Origin of the sequence: Haloechinothrix sp. LS1_15, from assembly GCF_033042135.1 — a bacterium.
Lineage (GTDB): Bacteria > Actinomycetota > Actinomycetes > Mycobacteriales > Pseudonocardiaceae > Haloechinothrix.
The window spans coordinates 32,615-49,496 of the sequence record NZ_WBXM01000010.1 but is presented as its reverse complement, the minus strand read 5'-3'; the positions used below and the strand labels follow the sequence as shown (position 1 = coordinate 49,496).

12 protein-coding genes and 2 pseudogenes are annotated in these 16,882 nt (G+C 71.4%); 9 read left to right on the top strand and 5 right to left on the bottom strand.

Translation table 11 applies throughout. The features are described 5' to 3' along the window. The first annotated feature begins 6 nt into the window (after positions 1 to 6). The 3 genes from F8178_RS15450 to F8178_RS15440 are packed head-to-tail and all read left to right on the top strand — an operon-like array spanning position 7 to position 3,005. Positions 7 to 774, top strand: coding sequence for a sirohydrochlorin chelatase (locus F8178_RS15450; protein WP_317495510.1), 768 nt, complete (start codon positions 7 to 9; stop codon positions 772 to 774). Further along, positions 771 to 1,604: a uroporphyrinogen-III synthase gene (locus F8178_RS15445; RefSeq protein ID WP_317495509.1), complete on the top strand. Its 834-nt coding sequence runs from the start codon at positions 771 to 773 to the stop codon at positions 1,602 to 1,604. Before F8178_RS15450 ends, F8178_RS15445 begins: the two co-directional genes overlap by 4 nt. Before the next feature lie 33 nt (positions 1,605 to 1,637). After that, positions 1,638 to 3,005 (top strand): alkaline phosphatase family protein, encoded by a 1,368-nt coding sequence (locus F8178_RS15440; protein WP_317495508.1) that lies wholly within the window; start codon positions 1,638 to 1,640, stop codon positions 3,003 to 3,005. On the opposite strand, the gene F8178_RS15435 is transcribed toward F8178_RS15440, so the two are convergent. Continuing rightward, positions 2,950 to 3,240 (bottom strand): MGMT family protein, encoded by a 291-nt coding sequence (locus F8178_RS15435; RefSeq protein ID WP_317495507.1) that lies wholly within the window; start codon positions 3,238 to 3,240, stop codon positions 2,950 to 2,952. The two genes, F8178_RS15440 and F8178_RS15435, sit on opposite strands and share 56 nt — an antisense overlap. 68 nt (positions 3,241 to 3,308) lie before the next feature. Here F8178_RS15435 and F8178_RS15430 point away from each other — a divergent pair, with 68 nt between their 5' ends. Both F8178_RS15430 and F8178_RS15425 read left to right on the top strand, forming a co-directional pair. Then, complete coding sequence (locus F8178_RS15430) at positions 3,309 to 6,527, top strand: ATP-dependent DNA helicase (RefSeq protein ID WP_317495506.1); 3,219 nt, start codon at positions 3,309 to 3,311, stop codon at positions 6,525 to 6,527. Beyond that, positions 6,527 to 9,856: an ATP-dependent DNA helicase gene (locus F8178_RS15425; protein ID WP_317495590.1), complete on the top strand. Its 3,330-nt coding sequence runs from the start codon at positions 6,527 to 6,529 to the stop codon at positions 9,854 to 9,856. Before F8178_RS15430 ends, F8178_RS15425 begins: the two co-directional genes overlap by 1 nt. Positions 9,857 to 9,881: 25 nt before the next feature. Here F8178_RS15425 and F8178_RS15420 read toward each other — a convergent pair whose 3' ends face one another. Beyond that, the gene (locus tag F8178_RS15420; RefSeq protein ID WP_317495505.1) at positions 9,882 to 10,151 is read right to left on the bottom strand and encodes a hypothetical protein; all 270 of its coding nucleotides are present in this window, start codon (positions 10,149 to 10,151) and stop codon (positions 9,882 to 9,884) included. A gap of 168 nt (positions 10,152 to 10,319) precedes the next feature. On the opposite strand from F8178_RS15420, the gene F8178_RS15415 reads away from it, so the two are divergent. Both F8178_RS15415 and F8178_RS15410 read left to right on the top strand, forming a co-directional pair. Next, positions 10,320 to 11,174 carry a helix-turn-helix transcriptional regulator gene (locus tag F8178_RS15415; protein ID WP_317495504.1) on the top strand — a complete coding sequence of 285 codons (855 nt, stop codon included), beginning with the start codon at positions 10,320 to 10,322 and terminating at the stop codon, positions 11,172 to 11,174. 4 nt (positions 11,175 to 11,178) lie between these two features. Then, positions 11,179 to 11,412 (top strand): DUF397 domain-containing protein, encoded by a 234-nt coding sequence (locus F8178_RS15410; RefSeq protein ID WP_317495503.1) that lies wholly within the window; start codon positions 11,179 to 11,181, stop codon positions 11,410 to 11,412. 25 nt (positions 11,413 to 11,437) lie between these two features. On the opposite strand, the gene F8178_RS15405 is transcribed toward F8178_RS15410, so the two are convergent. After that, the gene (locus tag F8178_RS15405) at positions 11,438 to 12,214 is read right to left on the bottom strand and encodes an adenylate/guanylate cyclase domain-containing protein (RefSeq protein WP_317495502.1); all 777 of its coding nucleotides are present in this window, start codon (positions 12,212 to 12,214) and stop codon (positions 11,438 to 11,440) included. On the opposite strand from F8178_RS15405, the pseudogene F8178_RS20455 reads away from it, so the two are divergent. Together F8178_RS20455 and F8178_RS20450 are read left to right on the top strand one after the other, a co-directional pair. Next, positions 12,213 to 12,944: pseudogene (locus F8178_RS20455) on the top strand (DUF222 domain-containing protein); the annotation flags it as partial. The gene F8178_RS15405 and the pseudogene F8178_RS20455 overlap by 2 nt on opposite strands. Next, positions 12,916 to 13,044 (top strand): annotated as a pseudogene (locus F8178_RS20450) (hypothetical protein); the annotation flags it as partial. The pseudogenes F8178_RS20455 and F8178_RS20450, both read left to right, overlap by 29 nt. A 184-nt stretch (positions 13,045 to 13,228) precedes the next feature. Here F8178_RS20450 and F8178_RS15395 read toward each other — a convergent pair. Continuing rightward, complete coding sequence (locus F8178_RS15395; protein WP_317495500.1) at positions 13,229 to 14,713, bottom strand: heme peroxidase family protein; 1,485 nt, start codon at positions 14,711 to 14,713, stop codon at positions 13,229 to 13,231. A gap of 178 nt (positions 14,714 to 14,891) precedes the next feature. Next, positions 14,892 to 16,868 (bottom strand): TRAP transporter fused permease subunit, encoded by a 1,977-nt coding sequence (locus tag F8178_RS15390; protein ID WP_317495499.1) that lies wholly within the window; start codon positions 16,866 to 16,868, stop codon positions 14,892 to 14,894. Between the last annotated feature and the right edge of the window lie 14 nt (positions 16,869 to 16,882).

Below are 16,882 nucleotides of genomic sequence, written 5' to 3'. Positions count from 1 at the left end.
CAGGGCGTGCTGGTGTTGGTGGCGCACGGCAGCCGGGACCCGGCGGGCGCGCGAGCGATCACCGCGCTGGCTCGCGAGGTGCGGCGGCGGATCGACCCGGTCGGGGTGCGGGTGGCCTACGCGGACGTTCGCGCGCCGAGCGTGACCGACGTGCTCGCCGAGGCTGCCTGGGACGGCGAGGGCGCCGTGGTGGTGCCTGCGTTTCTCGGCAGCGGCTACCACGTGCGGGCCGACATCCCGGCGCAGATCGCGGCGAGTGGCCACGATCGGGCGCTGCTGGCCGCGCCGGTGGGGCCCGCACCCGAGTTGGTTGGGGTGCTGCTCGACCGGCTCGCTGCCGTCGGTTACCGGGCAGGGGACCGGGTCGTGCTCGCTGCCGCGGGGTCCAGCGACCCGCGCGCGCTGGCGAGTACCCATGATATGGCTTACCTGCTCGCCACCCGGCTCGGTACACCGGTGCGGATCGGCTACGCCGCCACGGCACGGCCACCGATCGCCGAGCTCGTGCGGCAGGAGCGGGGCAGGGGCCGGGTGGCGGTGGCGTCGTGGCTGCTCGCGCCCGGCCTGTTCCAGCGCGCGCTGGCGGCTTGCGAGGCGGATGCCGTCGCCGATCCGCTGTGCGCGCTGCCGCCCGGTGGTGCCGTGGATATCCCCTCCCGGTTGGTGGAGGTGATCGAGCGCAGGTACCGGGCGGCGTGCCACGGTGCGGGTGACCACCAGGCACCGGTGGTCGCTCCGGCCGCCTCGCGGCGGCTTGGGAGGATGGTCGTATGAGTTCCACCGAGGGCAGCGAGCTGCGCGGCCGTGTCGTGGGGATCACCGCCGAGCGCCGGTCCGACGAGTTCCGTGCCGCGCTCGAACGCAAGGGCGCGACGGTGTGGCACGCGCCCACGATCCACATCGTCCCGCTGCCCGATGACGAGCAGCTGCGTACGGCGACTGAGGAGGTGCTGCGGCTGTCGATCGACCTCGCGGTGATCACCACGGGGCAGGGCTTCCGCGGCTGGTTCTCGGCCGCCGGGCAGTGGGGGCTCGACGACCGGCTGCGTGCCGCGCTCGGGCGGGCGCGGCTGGTGGTGCGCGGCCCGAAAGCCAAGGGGGCGGTGCGCGGGGAAGGGCTCACCGAGGAGTGGTCCTCGCCGGAGGAGACCAACGCCGACGTGCTGGACTACCTCCTTCGCCATGGCGTGTCCGGGCTCCGCACCGCGGTGCAACTGCACGGAGCGCCGCTGCCGGAGTTCGTCGGCGCGCTGACCAGTGCGGGCGCCGAGGTGATCGAGTTGCAGCCGTATCGCTGGCAACGCCCCCGCGACGTGACGGCGGTGGCAGGCATGATCGATGCGGCCGTGGCGGGCGGCCTCGATGCCATCGCGTTCACCAGCGCGCCCGCCGCGGCCAACCTGCTCACCCTCGCGGCCGAGCACGGTCGCTACGAGGAGCTGCGTACCGCGCTGCGGGAACGGGTGCTGTGCGCCTGTGTCGGGCCGGTGACTGCGGCCCCGCTGGTTGCCGAGGGGATCCCGGTGAGCCAGCCCGAGCGGCAGCGGCTCGGTGCGCTGGTCAAGCTCATCGCCGCCGAACTCCCCGTCGTGCGGTCGGGTTGATCCCGCGCACCCCTAGCGTTACGAATCCTTTTCATGTCCAATGAGAGGTCGGAGATCCGCGAGAACCGACCGGGGGTGGGAACCATGCGGGAAGCGATGAACCGGCGCAGGTTCCTGCGCGCGGCCACGGTGGCAGGCGGGTCGATCGTGCTGTCGGCGCCTGCGGGTACGGCCTTCGCTGCGCGACGGTCACCGGGTGGTCACCGACGCCGGGTCTACGTCATCGTGGTGGACGGGCTGCGCAACGACGAGATCACCGGCGGGCTGATGCCCAACTTGACGGAGCTCATCGACCAGGGAACCCGGTTCGCCAACGCGCGTGCGCTGCCCGTCGCCGAGACGCTGCCCAACCACGTGATGATGGCGGCGGGGCGGTACCCGAACCGCACCGGAGTGCCGGGCAACTCGGCATACGACGCCGCCGAGGGAGAGGTGCGCACTCTGGGGCGCGCCAGCGACCTGCGCGGTCCCACGATGCTGGATCGCGCCAAGGAAGCCGGGCTGACCAGCGGAAGCGTATTGTCCAAGGACTACCTGTACGGGATCTTCGGGACAAGGGCCACCTACCGCTGGGAACCGGAACCGATCATCCCCGTCAGTGACCACGCCCCCGACGTCTTCACCAGGCACGCGCTGCTTGCCATGATCGACGAGGCCGATCCGGACCTGGTGTTCTGCAGTCTGGGTGACTGTGACCGGGCGGGGCACGTCGACCTCACCGGCACCACGGTTCAGGCGGTGCGCTCCGCCGCCGTGTGGCAGGCCGATCAGGCGCTCGGCGCGCTGGCTTCCCGGCTGCGATCCACCGACCGCTGGCAGGAGTCCGTAGTCATGGTGCTCGCCGATCACTCGATGGACTGGTCCTCGCCGTGGGCGCTCATCTCGCTGCAACCCGTCATGGATCGGGACCCGATGCTGGCAGGCAACGTGGTCATCAGCCAGAACGGTGGGGCCGACCTGCTGTACTGGACCGGGCCGGAGCGCGAGCGCGCCGAGGCGAGGCGGCGGATGGCCGAGCTCGCAGGCGGGGTCGACGGTGTGCTGTCGGTGCACGAGCCCGCCGAGCTGGCGCTGGGACCCGAGGCGGGCGAGGTGGTGGCGTTCTGCCGGGCGGGGTGGCGGTTCAGCGACCCCCGGCCGTGGTCGAACCCGATCCCCGGTAACCACGGCCATCCGGCCACCGAGCCGATCCCGTTCGTGATCTCCGGCGGGGATCCCATCGTGCGGTCCGGCGTCGCCGCGCCGGGGCGGGCGGTGACCCCGGATGTGGCCCCCACCGTGGGCGCTCTGCTCGGCATCGCCGAACCGGATGGCGGTTACGACGGCCGGGTGCTCGGCGAGGCGTTCACGGCCCTTCCCAGCGATAGCGCCGCAGATCGACGCGGCCGTCACGGGCTATGACGCCCTCGGCGGCCAGTAGGGTGAGCTGTTCCGTGGCGAGGTGCTCGGCGGGCTTACCGGTCGCTCGCAGCACGCGGTGCCACGGCAGGTCCACCCCGTCCTCCCGGAGGATGCGGCCAACCAACCGCGCCGAAGGCAGCCCTACCCGGCCCGCGATGTCGCCGTAGGTGGCCACCCGTCCCGCCGGGATCGCGGCCACGGCTTCGCGCACCCGCTCGTGCTCCTCTTCGTTCACGCGGTCAGCGTAAGGGACACCCGTGCCCCTGCCTCGCGCCGTCGGTGGTGGATGGTTCGATCACGGGTATGGCCACGCAGCGACCCACGCTGGTCCGCACCCCACGGGCCGTCCCGGAGTACCGGTGGGAGGGCGAGGCCGCCGACGTGCTGCGCGGCAGGGAGGGCTTCACCCGGGTGCTTGGCGGGCCAGGCACCGGCAAGACCTCGCTGCTCGCGGACGTGGCGGCGCGCCGGATCCTGCACGGCCGTGATCCGGAACGGCTGCTGGTGCTGACCGCGTCCCGGCACGCCGCGGACGCGTTGCGCGAGACGATCACGCGGCTAGTGACCGCGGGCGAGGAGGCGGACGGCGTACCGCGCACCGTCCGGGAGCCGCTGGTCCGCACGGTGCACTCCTACGCGTTCGGGGTGCTGCGCGCGCAGGCGAACCAGGCGGGGATGGCGCCGCCACGGCTGCTGTCCGGCCCGGAACAGGATGCCGTGATCCGCGACCTGCTCGCTGGTGACGTCGAGGAAGGTGCCGGGTACTGGCCGGAGAAGCTGCGGCCCGCGCTGCGGCTACCCGCTTTCGCCGAGCAGCTGCGCGACCTGCTGCTGCGTGCCGCCGAGCGGGGCCTCGGCCCGGACGATCTCACCGCGCTCGGCAGGGATCAGGGGCGCGAGGAATGGGTGGCCGCCGGGCGCTTCTGGCAGCAGTACGAGCAAGTCACGCTGCTGTCCGATGCCGGAGGGAGCGCGCTGGCAGCCCCGGCATCGCCCGCGCTCGATGCCGCGGAGCTCGTCTCCGCCGCGGTCTCCGCGCTGCTGTCCGACGCGGAGCTGCTCGGCGGTATGCGGGAGAACGTGCGGTACCTGCTGGTCGACGACGCGCAGCACCTCGATCCACTGCAGTGGCGGTTGATCGGCATGCTCGGTGACACCGCGCGGGAGTTCGTGCTGGCCGGTGACCCCGACCAGGCGGTGTTCTCGTTCCGGGGCGCCGACCCGCGACTGCTGGCCGACGCCGATCCCGGTGGCGAACGCACCGTGGTGCTGCGCGGCTGGCACCGGATGCCCGCGCCGGTACACGAGCAGGTGGTGCGGATCGCCGAGTCGCTGCCCGGCACCGGGGCGCACCGGCCGGGTGCGGCTGGCAGGCAGGTGAGCGGGCAGGCGGGCGCGGGCGACGAACCTCGTGGGGCTGGGGAGCGCGACGGCGTGGTGGTGAGGTGGTTCGCCACCCCGGCCGCCGAGGCGAGCTGGATCGCGGACCAGCTGCGCAGGGCGCATCTCACCGATGGCACGCCGTGGTCCGAGATGGCGGTACTGACCCGCTCGGTCGGCAGGATGTTGCCCGCGCTGCTGCGCGCGTTCCGCTCTGCGGGCGTGCCGGTGGTCACGCCGGGGCGCGACGCGCCACTGGCGCGGCACGATGCCGTCCGCCCGCTGCTGACCGCCCTGCGGGTCGTCGCCGAGCCCGCTGTGATCGACAACGACGTCGCCGAGGAGTTGCTCGCCTCGCCGCTCGGTGGCGCGGACCCGCTGGCACTGCGCAGGCTACGCCGGGGGTTGCGGCGGTTGGAGACGGCTTCCGGCGGCGAGCGGGGCAGCGACGAGCTGCTCGTCGGGGCGTTGCGCTCGGGCGATCCGCTGGCGGCGCTCGCCGAGTCGGAGGCAGGGGCGCTGCGCCGGATCAACGCCGTGCTCGCCGCTGGCAGCGAGGCGCTGCGCGGTGGCGGGAGCGTGGAGTGGGTGCTGTGGCGGTTGTGGGAAGCCAGCGGCCTGCAGCAACGGTGGGTGGCGCAGGCCGAGCGGAGCGGCACGCTGGGCAGACAGGCCGACAACGATCTCGACGCGGTCGTGGCGCTGTTCCACGCTGCCGGTCACTATGTCGACAGGCTGCCCCACGCCGGGGTGACGGGCTTCGCTGACTACCTGCTCTCGCAGCACATTGCCGGGGACAGCCTCGCGCCGACCGCGGAACGCAGCGAGGGAGTGGAGGTGCTGACCGCGCACGCCGCCGCGGGCAGGCAGTGGCAGGTCGTGGCCGTTCCCGGCCTGCAGGAAGGAAGCTGGCCGGACCTGCGGCTGCGGGGTTCGCTGCTCGGTGTCGAGCGGATGGTGGACGTGCTGTCCGGAGTGGACACCGATGCTACGTCGGCCGTAGCGCCGATCCTCGCAGAGGAACGCAGGCTGCTCTACGTCGCGGCGAGCCGGACCCGGTGCAAGCTCGTCGCGAGCGCGGTCAGCGGGGAGGATGAGCAGCCGTCCCGGTTCCTCGACCTGCTGGCGCCAGCGGCGGACGCGGCGGTGCCCGCGCAACCGCAAGGTGGGCAGGTCGCGCGGCCGCTCGTGCTGTCCCGGCTCGTTGGGGATCTGCGTGTTGCCGCCTGCGACCCCGACGCCGACCCCGGTCGGCGCCGGCGTGCGGCCCGGCAGCTGGCACGGCTCGCGCAGGCCGGCGTGCCGGGAGCGCACCCCGATTCCTGGTACGGCCTCGCCGGGGTGTCCACGGTCGAGCCGCTGCACCCCGCGGGCGAAGTCGTCACTGTCTCGCCGTCTACAGTGGATGTTCTGGTTCGGTGTCCGTTGCGATGGCTGGTGGAGCGGCACGGCGGCACCGACCCCGCCGAACTGCCTGCTACGGCGGGGATTATCGTGCACGGTCTCGCGCACGCAGCGGCGGGCGGTGCGACCGAGGAGGAGCTAAGCGCCGCACTCGACGAGGCGTGGGCGCGAGTCGACGCGGGAGCGCCGTGGTTCTGGCGGCGCGAGCGCTCGCGGGTGGCGGCGATGGTGGACACCTTCACCGCCTGGCTGGAGCGCAGCCGCGACGAGCTGACCCAGGACGCGGTCGAGTCGGACCTGACGCTCGAACTGCCAGACGAGGAAGGCACGCCGAAGGTCCGGCTGCGCGGCAGGGTGGACAGGCTGGAACGGGATCGCGACGGCAGGCCGGTGATCGTGGACATCAAGTCAGCCAAGACACCGGTGAGCGTGGCCGACACCCAGGAACACCCGCAGCTGGCCAGCTACCAGCTGGCTGTCTCGCTGTCCGAACGCGCACCGGCGGGCGGTGCGCGGCTGGTGTACCCGGCGAAGCCGCACACCAAGACCGGCGCCACCCAGCGTGCGCAGGAACCGCTCGACGAGGACGCGATCGCGTACTGGCTGGAGGTGGTCCGCACTGCGGCGGTGGCCAGCGTGGGACCGGAGTACGTCGCCAGGGAGAACCCGGATTGCCCGCGCTGCCCCGTACGGCCGTGCTGCCCGCTGCAACCGGAAGGAAGGCAGGTGACGGTGTGATGGCCTCGCAGGCGGTATGGACCGGGCAGCCCGGGCAGGCAGCGCAGCAGGCAGCGGCACACCGTGCGGTGGAGGTGAGCCCGACCGAGGTGGCGAGCGCGCTGGGACTTCCCGCGCCCACCGAGGAGCAGGCCGCGGTCATCGCGGCCCCACCGGAGCCGGGGCTGGTCACCGCCGGTGCCGGGGCAGGCAAGACCGAGACGATGGCCGCGCGGGTGGTGTGGCTGGTGGCCAGCGGCTACGTGACCCCGGAACGGGTGCTCGGCCTGACGTTCACCCGCAAGGCCGCGCGGCAGCTGGCCGAGCGGGTCCGCGCGCGGCTACGCAGGCTCGCCGGTTCCGGGCTGCTGGACCGGCTCGACCCGAGCGGCGAGCGCACCGCCGTGGCGCAGGCGGGTGAACCCACGGTACTGACCTACCACGCCTACGCGGGCAGGTTGATCTCCGAGCACGGGCTGCGCATCCCCATCCAGCCGGGGGCGCGGCTGTTGCCGGAGACGGCGTCCTGGCAGTTGGCGCACCGGGTGGTGGCTGGTTGGGAGGACGACCTGGACACCGACGCGGTCCCGGCGACGGTCACCGCGCGGGTGCTCGGCCTGGCAGGGGAGCTGGCCGAGCACCTCGTCGACCGGAAGGAGCTCGTCGCCTGCACCGAACGCGTGCTCGGCGCGATCGAGAACGCCCCCAAGGGGAAGGGGCAACGCGAGCCACTGCCGAACGACCTGGTCACCATCTGCGAGCGGCAGCGTTTCCGGCTCCAGCTGCTGCCGCTGGTCGCCGAGTACGAGCGGCGCAAACGTGCCGAAGGGGCGCTGGACTTCGCCGACCAGATGGCGCTGGCCGCCCGGCTGGCGCGGGATCACCCCGAGGTCGCCGCGACCGAACGGGAACGCTACGGCGCGGTGCTGCTCGACGAGTACCAGGACACCGGTCACGCGCAGCGGGTGCTGCTGCGGGAGCTGTTCGGTGGGGCACCACCGCTGCCGGTCACGGCCGTGGGCGACCCGCTGCAGGCGATCTACGGCTGGCGCGGCGCGAGCGCGGCGAACCTGCCACGGTTCGTCACCGACTTCCCCCGCAGCCAGGCGGGCGAGCTGGTGCCCGCGAGCGAGTACGGGCTGCTGACCAGCTTCCGCAATCCCGAGGGGGTGCTGCGGGTGGCCAACACCCTCTCGGGGCCGCTGCGCGGCGCCTGCCGAGCAGGTGGCGGCGACTCGGTCGCGCCGCTGCGGCCGCGAGAGGGCGCGCCGGAGGCCGATATCGCCTGTGCCCTGGTTGCCGACGTGCGCGCCGAGCGCGAGTGGGTCGCCGATGAGTTGGCCAGGCGTTGGTTCGAGGGTCAGCAGGACGGCACGCCACCCACGACGGCGGTGTTGATGCGCAGGCGGGCGGGGATGGCCGAGATGGCGGCGGCGCTGCGGGAGCGGGGCCTGCCCGTTGAGGTGGTCGGTCTCGGTGGGCTGCTCGATGAACCCGAGGTGGCCGACCTGGTGGCGACGCTGCGGGTGCTTGCCGAGCCGCTGGCAGGCAGCGCGGCGGCGAGGCTACTGACCGGGGCGCGCCTGCGGCTGGGGGCGGCCGACCTGGCCGCGCTGTCCAGCAGAGCGTCGGAACTGTCGGCGGACAACAGGGGGCAGGACCCAGGCGAGCCCGGCACGCTGGTGGCCGAACGTGCCGAGTCGGCCGGGCTGATCGACGCGGTGGACGACCCTGGCGATCCGGCGCGTTACTCCGCCGAGGGTTACCGCAGGATCCGGGCACTGGCCGCCGATCTCGCCGCGCTGCGCAGCAGGCTCGACCAGCCGCTCGCTGAGCTGGTAGCCGATGTGGAGCGGACGATGCGGCTGGATGTGGAGGCCAGCAGCAGGCTAGGCGGTGCGGGCCACGCCCACCTGGACGCCTTCGCCGAGGTCGCGAGCGAGTTCGCAGAGCACGCGAACACCCCGACGCTGCTGTCGTTTGTGGACTACCTTGACACCGCGGAACGGGCCGAGGACGGCTTCGAGCCGGGCGAGGTGGAGGTCAGCGAGGACCGGGTGCAGGTGCTCACCGTGCACGCGGCGAAAGGGCTGGAATGGCAGGTGGTCGCGGTGCCACATCTGGTGCAGGGCGTGTTCCCCGGCAAGCGAATGGCGAGCTCCTGGCTGCGCACGCCGACCGAACTCCCCGCTGAGATCCGGGGCGACGCCGCCGATCTGCCCCGGTTGTCGCTGTCCGGATGCGCCGATCGCAAGGAAGTCCAGGAGGCGCTCGCCTGCCACGAGGAGGAGTTCGCCGAGCGGCATGCCGAGGAGGAACGCAGGCTGTGCTACGTCGCACTGACCCGCGCCGAGCACGCGCTGCTGGCCTCCGGGTACTGGTGGGCTGAGACCGGTACGACACCGCGCGGCCCCTCGGCGTTCCTCACCGAGATCGCCGAGTTCCTCGCCAGTGCACGGGACCGGGGCGAGCCCGCGGGCAGTATCGTGCGGTGGGCCGAGGCCCCTGCCGAGGACGAGGGCAACCCGTTCGTGGAGTCGGCGCGGGAGGCGCGGTGGCCGGTCGACCCCCTCGGCGAGCGCCGTGCGGCGGTCACCGAGGGCGCCGCGCTGGTGCGGGCGGAACTGGCGGACCTCGGCCGGGAACCCGAACCGGAAGGAGGCGAGGACGACGACCCGGAGGGGTGGATCGCCGACACCGACGCGCTGCTGGCCGAGCGCGAGCGCGCGCGTTCGGCGACGACGGAGGTGGCGCTGCCCGGCCAGCTGTCGGTGAGCAGGCTGGTGGAGCTGGCCGAGGATCAGGGCGCGCTCGCTCGCAAGCTCCGCAGGCCGCTACCCGCCCCACCGAACACGGTCGCCCGCAGGGGAACCACGTTCCATGCGTGGCTGGAGCGGCGGTTCGCGGGGGGCACGCTGTTCGACTTCGACGACCTGCCGGGAGCGGCGGACACCGGTGCCGACGAGGACGCCGACGTGGCCCGGCTGCAACGGGAGTTCGAGGCCAGCGAGTGGGCGGTCAGGACACCGCACGATGTCGAGGTGCCGTTCGTCTGTGACGTTGACGGCGTGACGCTGCGGGGCAGGATGGACGCCGTCTTCGCCGATCAGGACGGTGGATGGACCGTGGTGGACTGGAAGACCGGGGCGGTTCCCGGCACCGAGGCACTGCGCAGCGCGGCGGTGCAGCTGGCCGCCTACCGTCTGGCCTGGGCGGGCCTGGCGGGGGCCCCGCTGGAGAAGGTGCGCGCCGCGTTCCACTACGTGCGCCACAACCGCACTGTGCGGCCGGTGGACCTGCACGACGCCGAGGGCCTGCGGGACCTGCTGCGATCGGTGCCGCAGCGGTAGCGATACCGGAGACCATCGCGTGTGGTCAGAACCAGATCAGCCGGAGCGGCTCGGGCTCTCCCGAACTGAACAACCTGCGTGCTTCCTCGGCGGATTCGCAGATCCCCTGCTCGCGGAAGCCGGTGTCGGGGTCGCGGCGGTAGGCCATGGCGTGGTCGCCGAACGCGATCCCCCAGAAGACGGCGTCGCCGGCCTCCAGCTCGGAGCCGGCGGGCGCGAGCGCGAACAGGCGTGGGGCGCCCGTGGCTGCGGTGTCCTCTGTGGCTGGCGCCGTGGCGGCCGTGTCGTGGTTCATCGGTTCCCTCCCGTGGTCGTGATGGATGGCAGCGGTGTGCGTTACAGCACCTGACGACGTGTGCTGACTCTGACACGAGCCCTCTCCGATTGCGAGCCACAAATTTGTGTAGCACCCGATAGTGTGACGACATTTGGTTGAGGAGGCGGGGTTGGGGAAGATACCGGCATGCCCTCGAAGTCAGGTCCCACCCTTCGCGCGCAGTGGCTCGGCCAGCACCTGCACCAGCTCCGGGTCGAAGCGGGTCTCAAGCTCCGGGACGTCGGCGAGTACCTGCAGCGCGACGGCTCGACGATCGGCCGGTTCGAATCCGGCGAGTACCCCATCCGCCGCCCCGACCTGCTGGCGCTGATCGACCTGTACCGGGTGTCCGGCAAGCGTAAACGCGAAGCGCTGCTCGAGCTGCACCGCGAATCCTGGCAGCGCGGCTGGTGGGACGACTACGCGGGCGATGTCGACGAGAAGTTCGTGGACTTCATGTGGCTGGAACAACGCGCCACCGGCATGCAGGCCTTCGAGCAGAGCCTGGTCACGGGGTTGTTGCAGACCGAGGATTACGCCCGCGCGGTGATCTCCGGAGCGGAGCCGCACGCCACCGCCGAGCAGGTCGAACGTTGGGTCGGGTTGCGGATGACCCGCCAGCAGCTGCTCGACCGTGACCAACCGCCGGGCATCCGGGCGGTGCTGGACGAGGCCGTACTCACCCGCCGCATCGGCGATGCGGCCGTGCGCGCGGGCCAGCTGCGCCACCTGCTGGCGCTGGCGGAGCGGCCGGGCATCGAGGTACGCGTGCTGCCGTTCACCGCAGGGGCTCACCCCGGCGTGCCGGGATCGTTCAAGATCTTCGAGATGGCCGAACCGTATCCCGAGGTGGGCTACGTGGAGACCATCGCGGGCGCGCTCTACGTCGAACCGCCCAACACCGAGCGGTTCCGCGCCGCCTATGATGGCCTGGTGCAGGCCGCGCTCAGCCCGCAGCAGTCGGCGGAGCGGATCGCGGCGGAGGTCGACGACGTGGAGTGAGCACATGCCCACCCGGCAGGAGCTGACCGCGCGGGAACTCGCCGGGATCACCTGGCATATCAGCAGCCACAGTGACAATGCCGGGGGGAGCTGTGTCGAGGCGGGCGCGCTGCGCGACGGCAGCGGACGCGTCGCGGTGCGGCACAGCCACTTCCCCCGGGGATCGGTGATCGTCTACCCCCGCGCGGAATGGCGGGCCTTCCTAGCGAGCGTCAAGGGCGGCGCGTGCGACGCCTGAGCGCCGCATCGCGCGGAATCCGCGCTCACCGGTGCTCTCCTGCCGGGGCGGTGTAGTTCTCCGGGGTCGCGGCGAAGCGGGTGGCGCACTCGGCGGAGCAGAAGTGGTACACGGTCCCGCCGTGGCTGATGTGCTGGGCGGACAGCGCCGGGTGCAGCTCCATCCGGCACACCGGGTCGGTGCGCCAGGCGATGGGGCTGGCGACGTGCCGGTAGGCGGCGTAGACGGTGACCGGCTCGGTGACGTTCTTCAGCCGCTGCTGGCCCCGGTGCTCGAACACCACCTCCTCGCTGTGCCGGGCTCGGGCGCGTACCGCTTCGCTGAGCAGCACCTCACCACCGGATGCCAGCGCGGCGATACGCGCGGCCAGGTTGACCGTGCCCCCGAACCAGTCGTCGCCGGAGCGTACGGCGGGGCCGTGATGCATCCCGATCCGCACCGCAGGGTAGCCGTGCCTGGCCAGCAGGTCGCTGACGATCAGCAGCCCGAGATCCACCGCCGCGCTCGGATCACCGGTGCGCAACATCAGCGCGTCGCCGATGGTCTTGACCTGCTCGGCCCCGTATCGAGGCAGCGCGGGTGCGACGATCGCGCTGAACTCAGCGGCGAGTTCGGCGGCCTGCCGGTCGCCGTGTACCTCGGTGAGCGCGGTGAAGCCCGCGAGATCGGCGAACACGAAGGTGTGCTGGGCGGGCTCGGGATCCGGGTGCGCGGCCATGTTGCCATTGCACGCCACAACCGGACCGCCACGCCAGTCCAGCCGGTCTCGAACGTAACGATGGTCGAATATATGTTCTATCATGGCGACGATGATCACGGGGGTCGCAGCAACGCTTCCGGACCCCGGCACCGAGTGGTGGCGGGCAGACCGGTTGGCGCTGATCGAGCAGCTACAAACGCTGGAGGTGTTGCAGCGTCAGGCCGCTGCCGTCCAAGGTGAGATCCTCGCCGAGATCTCCTCGCGGGAGGCGTTGGCGGAGTACGGCTACGGCAGCCCGCAGGCTCTGCTTCGGGACACGCTTCGGCTGGACCGGCGGGAGGCCACCCGGCGGATCAGCCGGGCAACCGCCTGCAACCCGGTACGCGGGGCGCTGGGGGACAAGCCCGCCCTCGCCCCCGCGGCAGGGCAGGCCTTCCGGCTGGGAGGGATCGGACACGGCCAGCTCGACGCCATCGGCGAGACCATGGCCGAGCTACCGGGCTGGGTAACAGACTCCGACCGGCGCGACAGCGAGGCGAAGCTGCTGGCACTGGCGGAATCGCGGACGGCTCCCGCGCTGCGGCAGGCCGGGCGGCACATCGTGAACTCCTTCGACCAGGACGGCACACCGCCACCCGAGGGCGATCGGGAACTGACTCGCCCGGAACGGGAGTTGCGGCTGTCCTGGCGCCGTGACGGGCGGCTTGGGCTGACGGGCACGCTGGACGCCGAGGCAGGCAAGGCACTGGAATCGGTGCTGAGCCCGCTGGCCCAACCGCAGCCTGCCGAGGGCGATACGCGCGATGAGCGCGACCCGGCCCAGCGGCGGGCACTGGCTGCTGCGCGACGGGGGCTGTGCCTTCCCCGGCTGCACCCGATCCAAGCGGTGGTGCCAGGCGCATCACCTCGAACACTGGGCCCGCGGAGGGCGGAGCGACACACGGAATCTCGCTCTACTGTGTACGGAACACCATCGGCTGATCCACCACTCCGAGTGGGAGATCCGCATGGGAACGGACGGTCGTCCGCACTGGATCCCGCCGTCCTGGTTGGTGCCCGCGTGGCAACGCGAGGTACCGAGGCAGCGGGCACAGCCGCCGCCAACGGCGCAGGGGGTTACCTGCGGGGGTGCACCCCGGCGAACCGGAGCAGATCGGTCATCGTGTACTCGCCGGGATTCCGGCTGGGCAGTTCCGGGCGCCAGCTGGGGTCCTGCGAGAGATAGGAGTCCGGATCGGTCTCCAGCAGGCCGATGATCACCTCCGCGACGATGCGCCCACCGACCGGGCCGAGGTGCAGCCCGTCGGCGAAGAACTCCGCCTCCCGCAGGATGTAGAAGAACAGCGGCGTGTGGCGTTCGAACCCCACGCGGAACTGCGTGAGATCCTGAAGCTGCGAGGGTGGCAGCTCGGGTGCGTCCATGGTCTCGGCGATCGCCTGTCCCGACGGCACCTCCCATGTGAGGTGCCGTAGCAGGTTGCGTTCCATCAGCGAGATCGGTGGCTCCTGCGGCGGGATCGTGAGCAGCGGTAACCGGAACAACGGGGTGGAGATCTTGGTGTCGATCCGCTTGTTCGGCCGTACCCCGCCGTCGTCGAAGTCGAAAAACGTCTGCCAACCGATGAACCGGCGCGGCGCGCGTGCCGAACCACGCAGGTCCTCCGGGTCCTGTCCCGGACTGTTGGTGGGCTCGAAGATGAACCCGAAGAACGGGTTGTCCGGGTCGTGGTCGTCGTTGGCGAGGTAGGAGGGACGCACCATGCTGTGCCCGAACCGGTAGGCGGCCGCCTGGAACTCCACCGGGATCACCGGCCGATCAGGGCGGAAGAACTGCCTGCCGTTGCTCAACACGTCGTCCACCATGGGCTGACCGACGAACAGCGGGAGGAACTCGTGCAGGATGAGCCACTGGTAGTGCCACGTCACCTGCTTGCGGGCCTCGGCGAACACCTCCTCGTCCCCCGCGCCGGGCCTGCGTAGCCGGATCCACTCCACCACCCGGTTGTGGAACAGGCACATGGCCACGTGCAGCCCGGAGATCATGATGTTCTCGTCGTTGCGGCCGTCCGGGATGATCGCGACCATGCGGTCGTCGCGCGGCAGGTCTTCGAACCGGCCACCCGATTCGATGCGGAAGGTGATCGGATCCAGCGGGTTGTAGTACTGCGGGTCGCCGCTGGGGCCCCGCCCGTACATCGAATCCAGATCGAATGACGGGGTGCGGGTGTTCGGCGACGTTTCCGGATCGGTCGGCTTGCCGAGCTCCGAGGTCTCGTCGAATGTCATGTCGTGATCCATGAACTGCCCGAAGAACGTCGTGCCCGCGGTGTGGCTCGGATTGTCCGGGTTGTTCTCGCTGTGCTCCGGTTCGGTGATCAGATCCTCTGGCGGCAGGTGCAGCGGGTCCGCGGCGTCCATCAGGCCACCGTGCGCACCCAGCTGTCGTAAGGCGTTGGTCACCTCGTCGGTGGGTTCGGCGAATGACGGCAGGTCGAAGAGCCTGCTGAAGAACCTGCTGTCGGTCGTGCGTGCCTTGCGATGCGGGGTGATCGCGGTACCGGCACGGGCGTTGCCGTACAGCAGCGCGCTGCTGCCCACCACCCCCGCAGTTCCGTAAAGGAACCCACGCCTGCTCACATGTGCTTTGTGCGGAATATCACGATGTGCTGGGTTCATGCCCGGCAGTGTTCCATCAGGCGAAGTACGCACACACCCATTCGGGTGAAAACTGGGTAAAGATACCCACGGCAACGAGTAACGGGCTCGCCTGAACGTGTGGTTATCCGGTGGTCGCAGCGAGTGATGGCGTCAGCGCGCGGGTCCGCCACCACCCGGCCACGGTCAGCGCCACGATCGCCGCGGCGAGTACCAGCGCAAGGGTCACCGGTGGACCAGACAGCAGCGCGACCGCCAGGGCTGCCAGCACCAACTTCAGCATGCGGTTCGTCGTGGCGCGCTCGCCGAACGAGCCGTGCACGCTGGCGATCAGGCCGATCGTGGCGACCGCGACCAGCAGCGCGGGAAGCAGCTGCGCACTGCCCGGTTCCACGATCACCTCCGGCCAGGTGAACAGGGCGACCATCAGCACGAACAGGGGCAGGCACAGTTCGAGCGCGCGGCCCATGGTGCGCAGGAACGAGGTCTCGGCGATACGGGAGGTGACCGCGGCGGTCAGCGAGGTGGGAGGGGAGAGCTCACCGAAGACCGCGATCAGGAACGCGAAGAAGTGCGCCACCCAGGGATCCAGACCGGCCTCGGCCATGACCGGGGTGATGACCACCGCCACGACGATGTACGTCGGTGCGGGCGGCAGCCCCATGCCGACCACGTAACCGAACGCGAACGCCAGCAGCGCGATCAGCGCCACGTGCCCGCCTGCCGCATCCAGCATCAGCACGCCCACCTTGGTGGGGACCCCCGTGATAGTGAACGACGCGGTCACCAGCCCGAGAACCGCGAGCAACACGGTGAGCTCGGAGGTCATCCGCGCGAACGTGGCCACGAAGCCGGTGTAGGGCTGCCGCAGCGCTCGCCAGCCCGGCCGGGTGCGTAGCGCGCGCGCCACCAGGAGCACGGTCAACCCGGCGAGCAGCATCACGAACACCTGCTGTGCGGCCTGCATGGCTGGCCGGTGCGCCACGCCCATGAGGTAGATCAGACCGCCGATCGCCACGACGTAGGCGACGAGGTTGATCCGGTCGGTCACGTCCAGCCGAGCCGGTGGCGAGTGCCCAGCCGGGCCGCTGGTCGTGTGGTGCGCGACCAGCCTGCGCGAGACCAGGTAGACCGCGAAGCTGACGCCCGCGAAGTAGATCAGCGCGGGGGCGAAGCCGCGGGCGACCACGTCGAAGTAGCTCACCCCCATGTAGTTGGCCATGAGGAACGCCGCGATGCCCATCAGCGGCGGCATCAGCTGGCCGCCGAGCGAGGTCGCGGTCTCGGTGGCCGCGGCGCGCACTTTCGGGAATCCGGCCCGGATGAGCGCCGGGATGGTGACCGAACCGGTCGTGGTGGCATTCGCGGCCCCGCTGCCGCTCACGGCTGCGACACCGAAGGAGCCGACCACCGAGGCCTGCGGGAGCAGATGCGGCGAGCGCGCACCCAGCCGCGAGGCGCCAGCCAGGATGGAATCGATCGCCCCGAAGGCACGCAGCACCGCCAGCACCAGGATGAACGAGCCGATGAGCGTGAGCGCGAGCTGGGACAGCCGCTCGAAGATACCGGTGGTGGTCTCCAGGCTCATCGAGCTGACCACACGTTCCCACGGGAGTCCCGCGTGCCCGAACAGGCCAGGCACCTGGTCGCCGTAAACCACGTAGGCGACCAGCAGCAGGTTGAGCACGAACAGCGGCAGGTACTTGCGCCGGCTGTGCTCCAACAACAGCAGGATCAGCGCGGCACCGGCGACGAGGTCCGCTGTGTTCCAGAAGCCGACCCTGACCTCGCGGATCGCGTCGAACTCGCGGTGCAGGTACAGGCACGCCGCGGCGGCCACGCCGGTCAGCACCACGGCGAGTGCGGCCTGCGCCGCTGGTGGCAGCCGCGGGTAGAGCGCGCCGTGCCGCAGGTCGTCGAGGGTGACGATGATGTAGGCCACCGGGACAAGTGCCACTGCGAGCCTGACCGGCCCGCCTGCCGCGGTGGCGTAGTACTGCAGCAGGTAGAGGGTGAAGCCGGTGGCGACCACGAAGAACCCGACGGACGCCGCCCGCTCCAGCCACCGCGGCGGCGCAGTGGCCGATGCCTGCTCCGGCATGGATCAGCCCGTCG

Bases quoted from the DNA above. Each gene is read 5' to 3' on its own strand.
- F8178_RS15420 (WP_317495505.1), bottom strand. From the start codon at position 10,151: ATGAACCACGACACGGCCGCCACGGCGCCAGCCACAGAGGACACCGCA.
- F8178_RS15415 (WP_317495504.1), top strand. From the start codon at position 10,320: ATGCCCTCGAAGTCAGGTCCCACCCTTCGCGCGCAGTGGCTCGGCCAG.
- F8178_RS15445 (WP_317495509.1), top strand. From the start codon at position 771: ATGAGTTCCACCGAGGGCAGCGAGCTGCGCGGCCGTGTCGTGGGGATC.
- F8178_RS15430 (WP_317495506.1), top strand. From the start codon at position 3,309: ATGGCCACGCAGCGACCCACGCTGGTCCGCACCCCACGGGCCGTCCCG.
- F8178_RS15425 (WP_317495590.1), top strand. From the start codon at position 6,527: ATGGCCTCGCAGGCGGTATGGACCGGGCAGCCCGGGCAGGCAGCGCAG.
- F8178_RS15440 (WP_317495508.1), top strand. From the start codon at position 1,638: ATGTCCAATGAGAGGTCGGAGATCCGCGAGAACCGACCGGGGGTGGGA.
- F8178_RS15410 (WP_317495503.1), top strand. From the start codon at position 11,179: ATGCCCACCCGGCAGGAGCTGACCGCGCGGGAACTCGCCGGGATCACC.
- F8178_RS15390 (WP_317495499.1), bottom strand. From the start codon at position 16,868: ATGCCGGAGCAGGCATCGGCCACTGCGCCGCCGCGGTGGCTGGAGCGG.
- F8178_RS15405 (WP_317495502.1), bottom strand. From the start codon at position 12,214: ATGATAGAACATATATTCGACCATCGTTACGTTCGAGACCGGCTGGAC.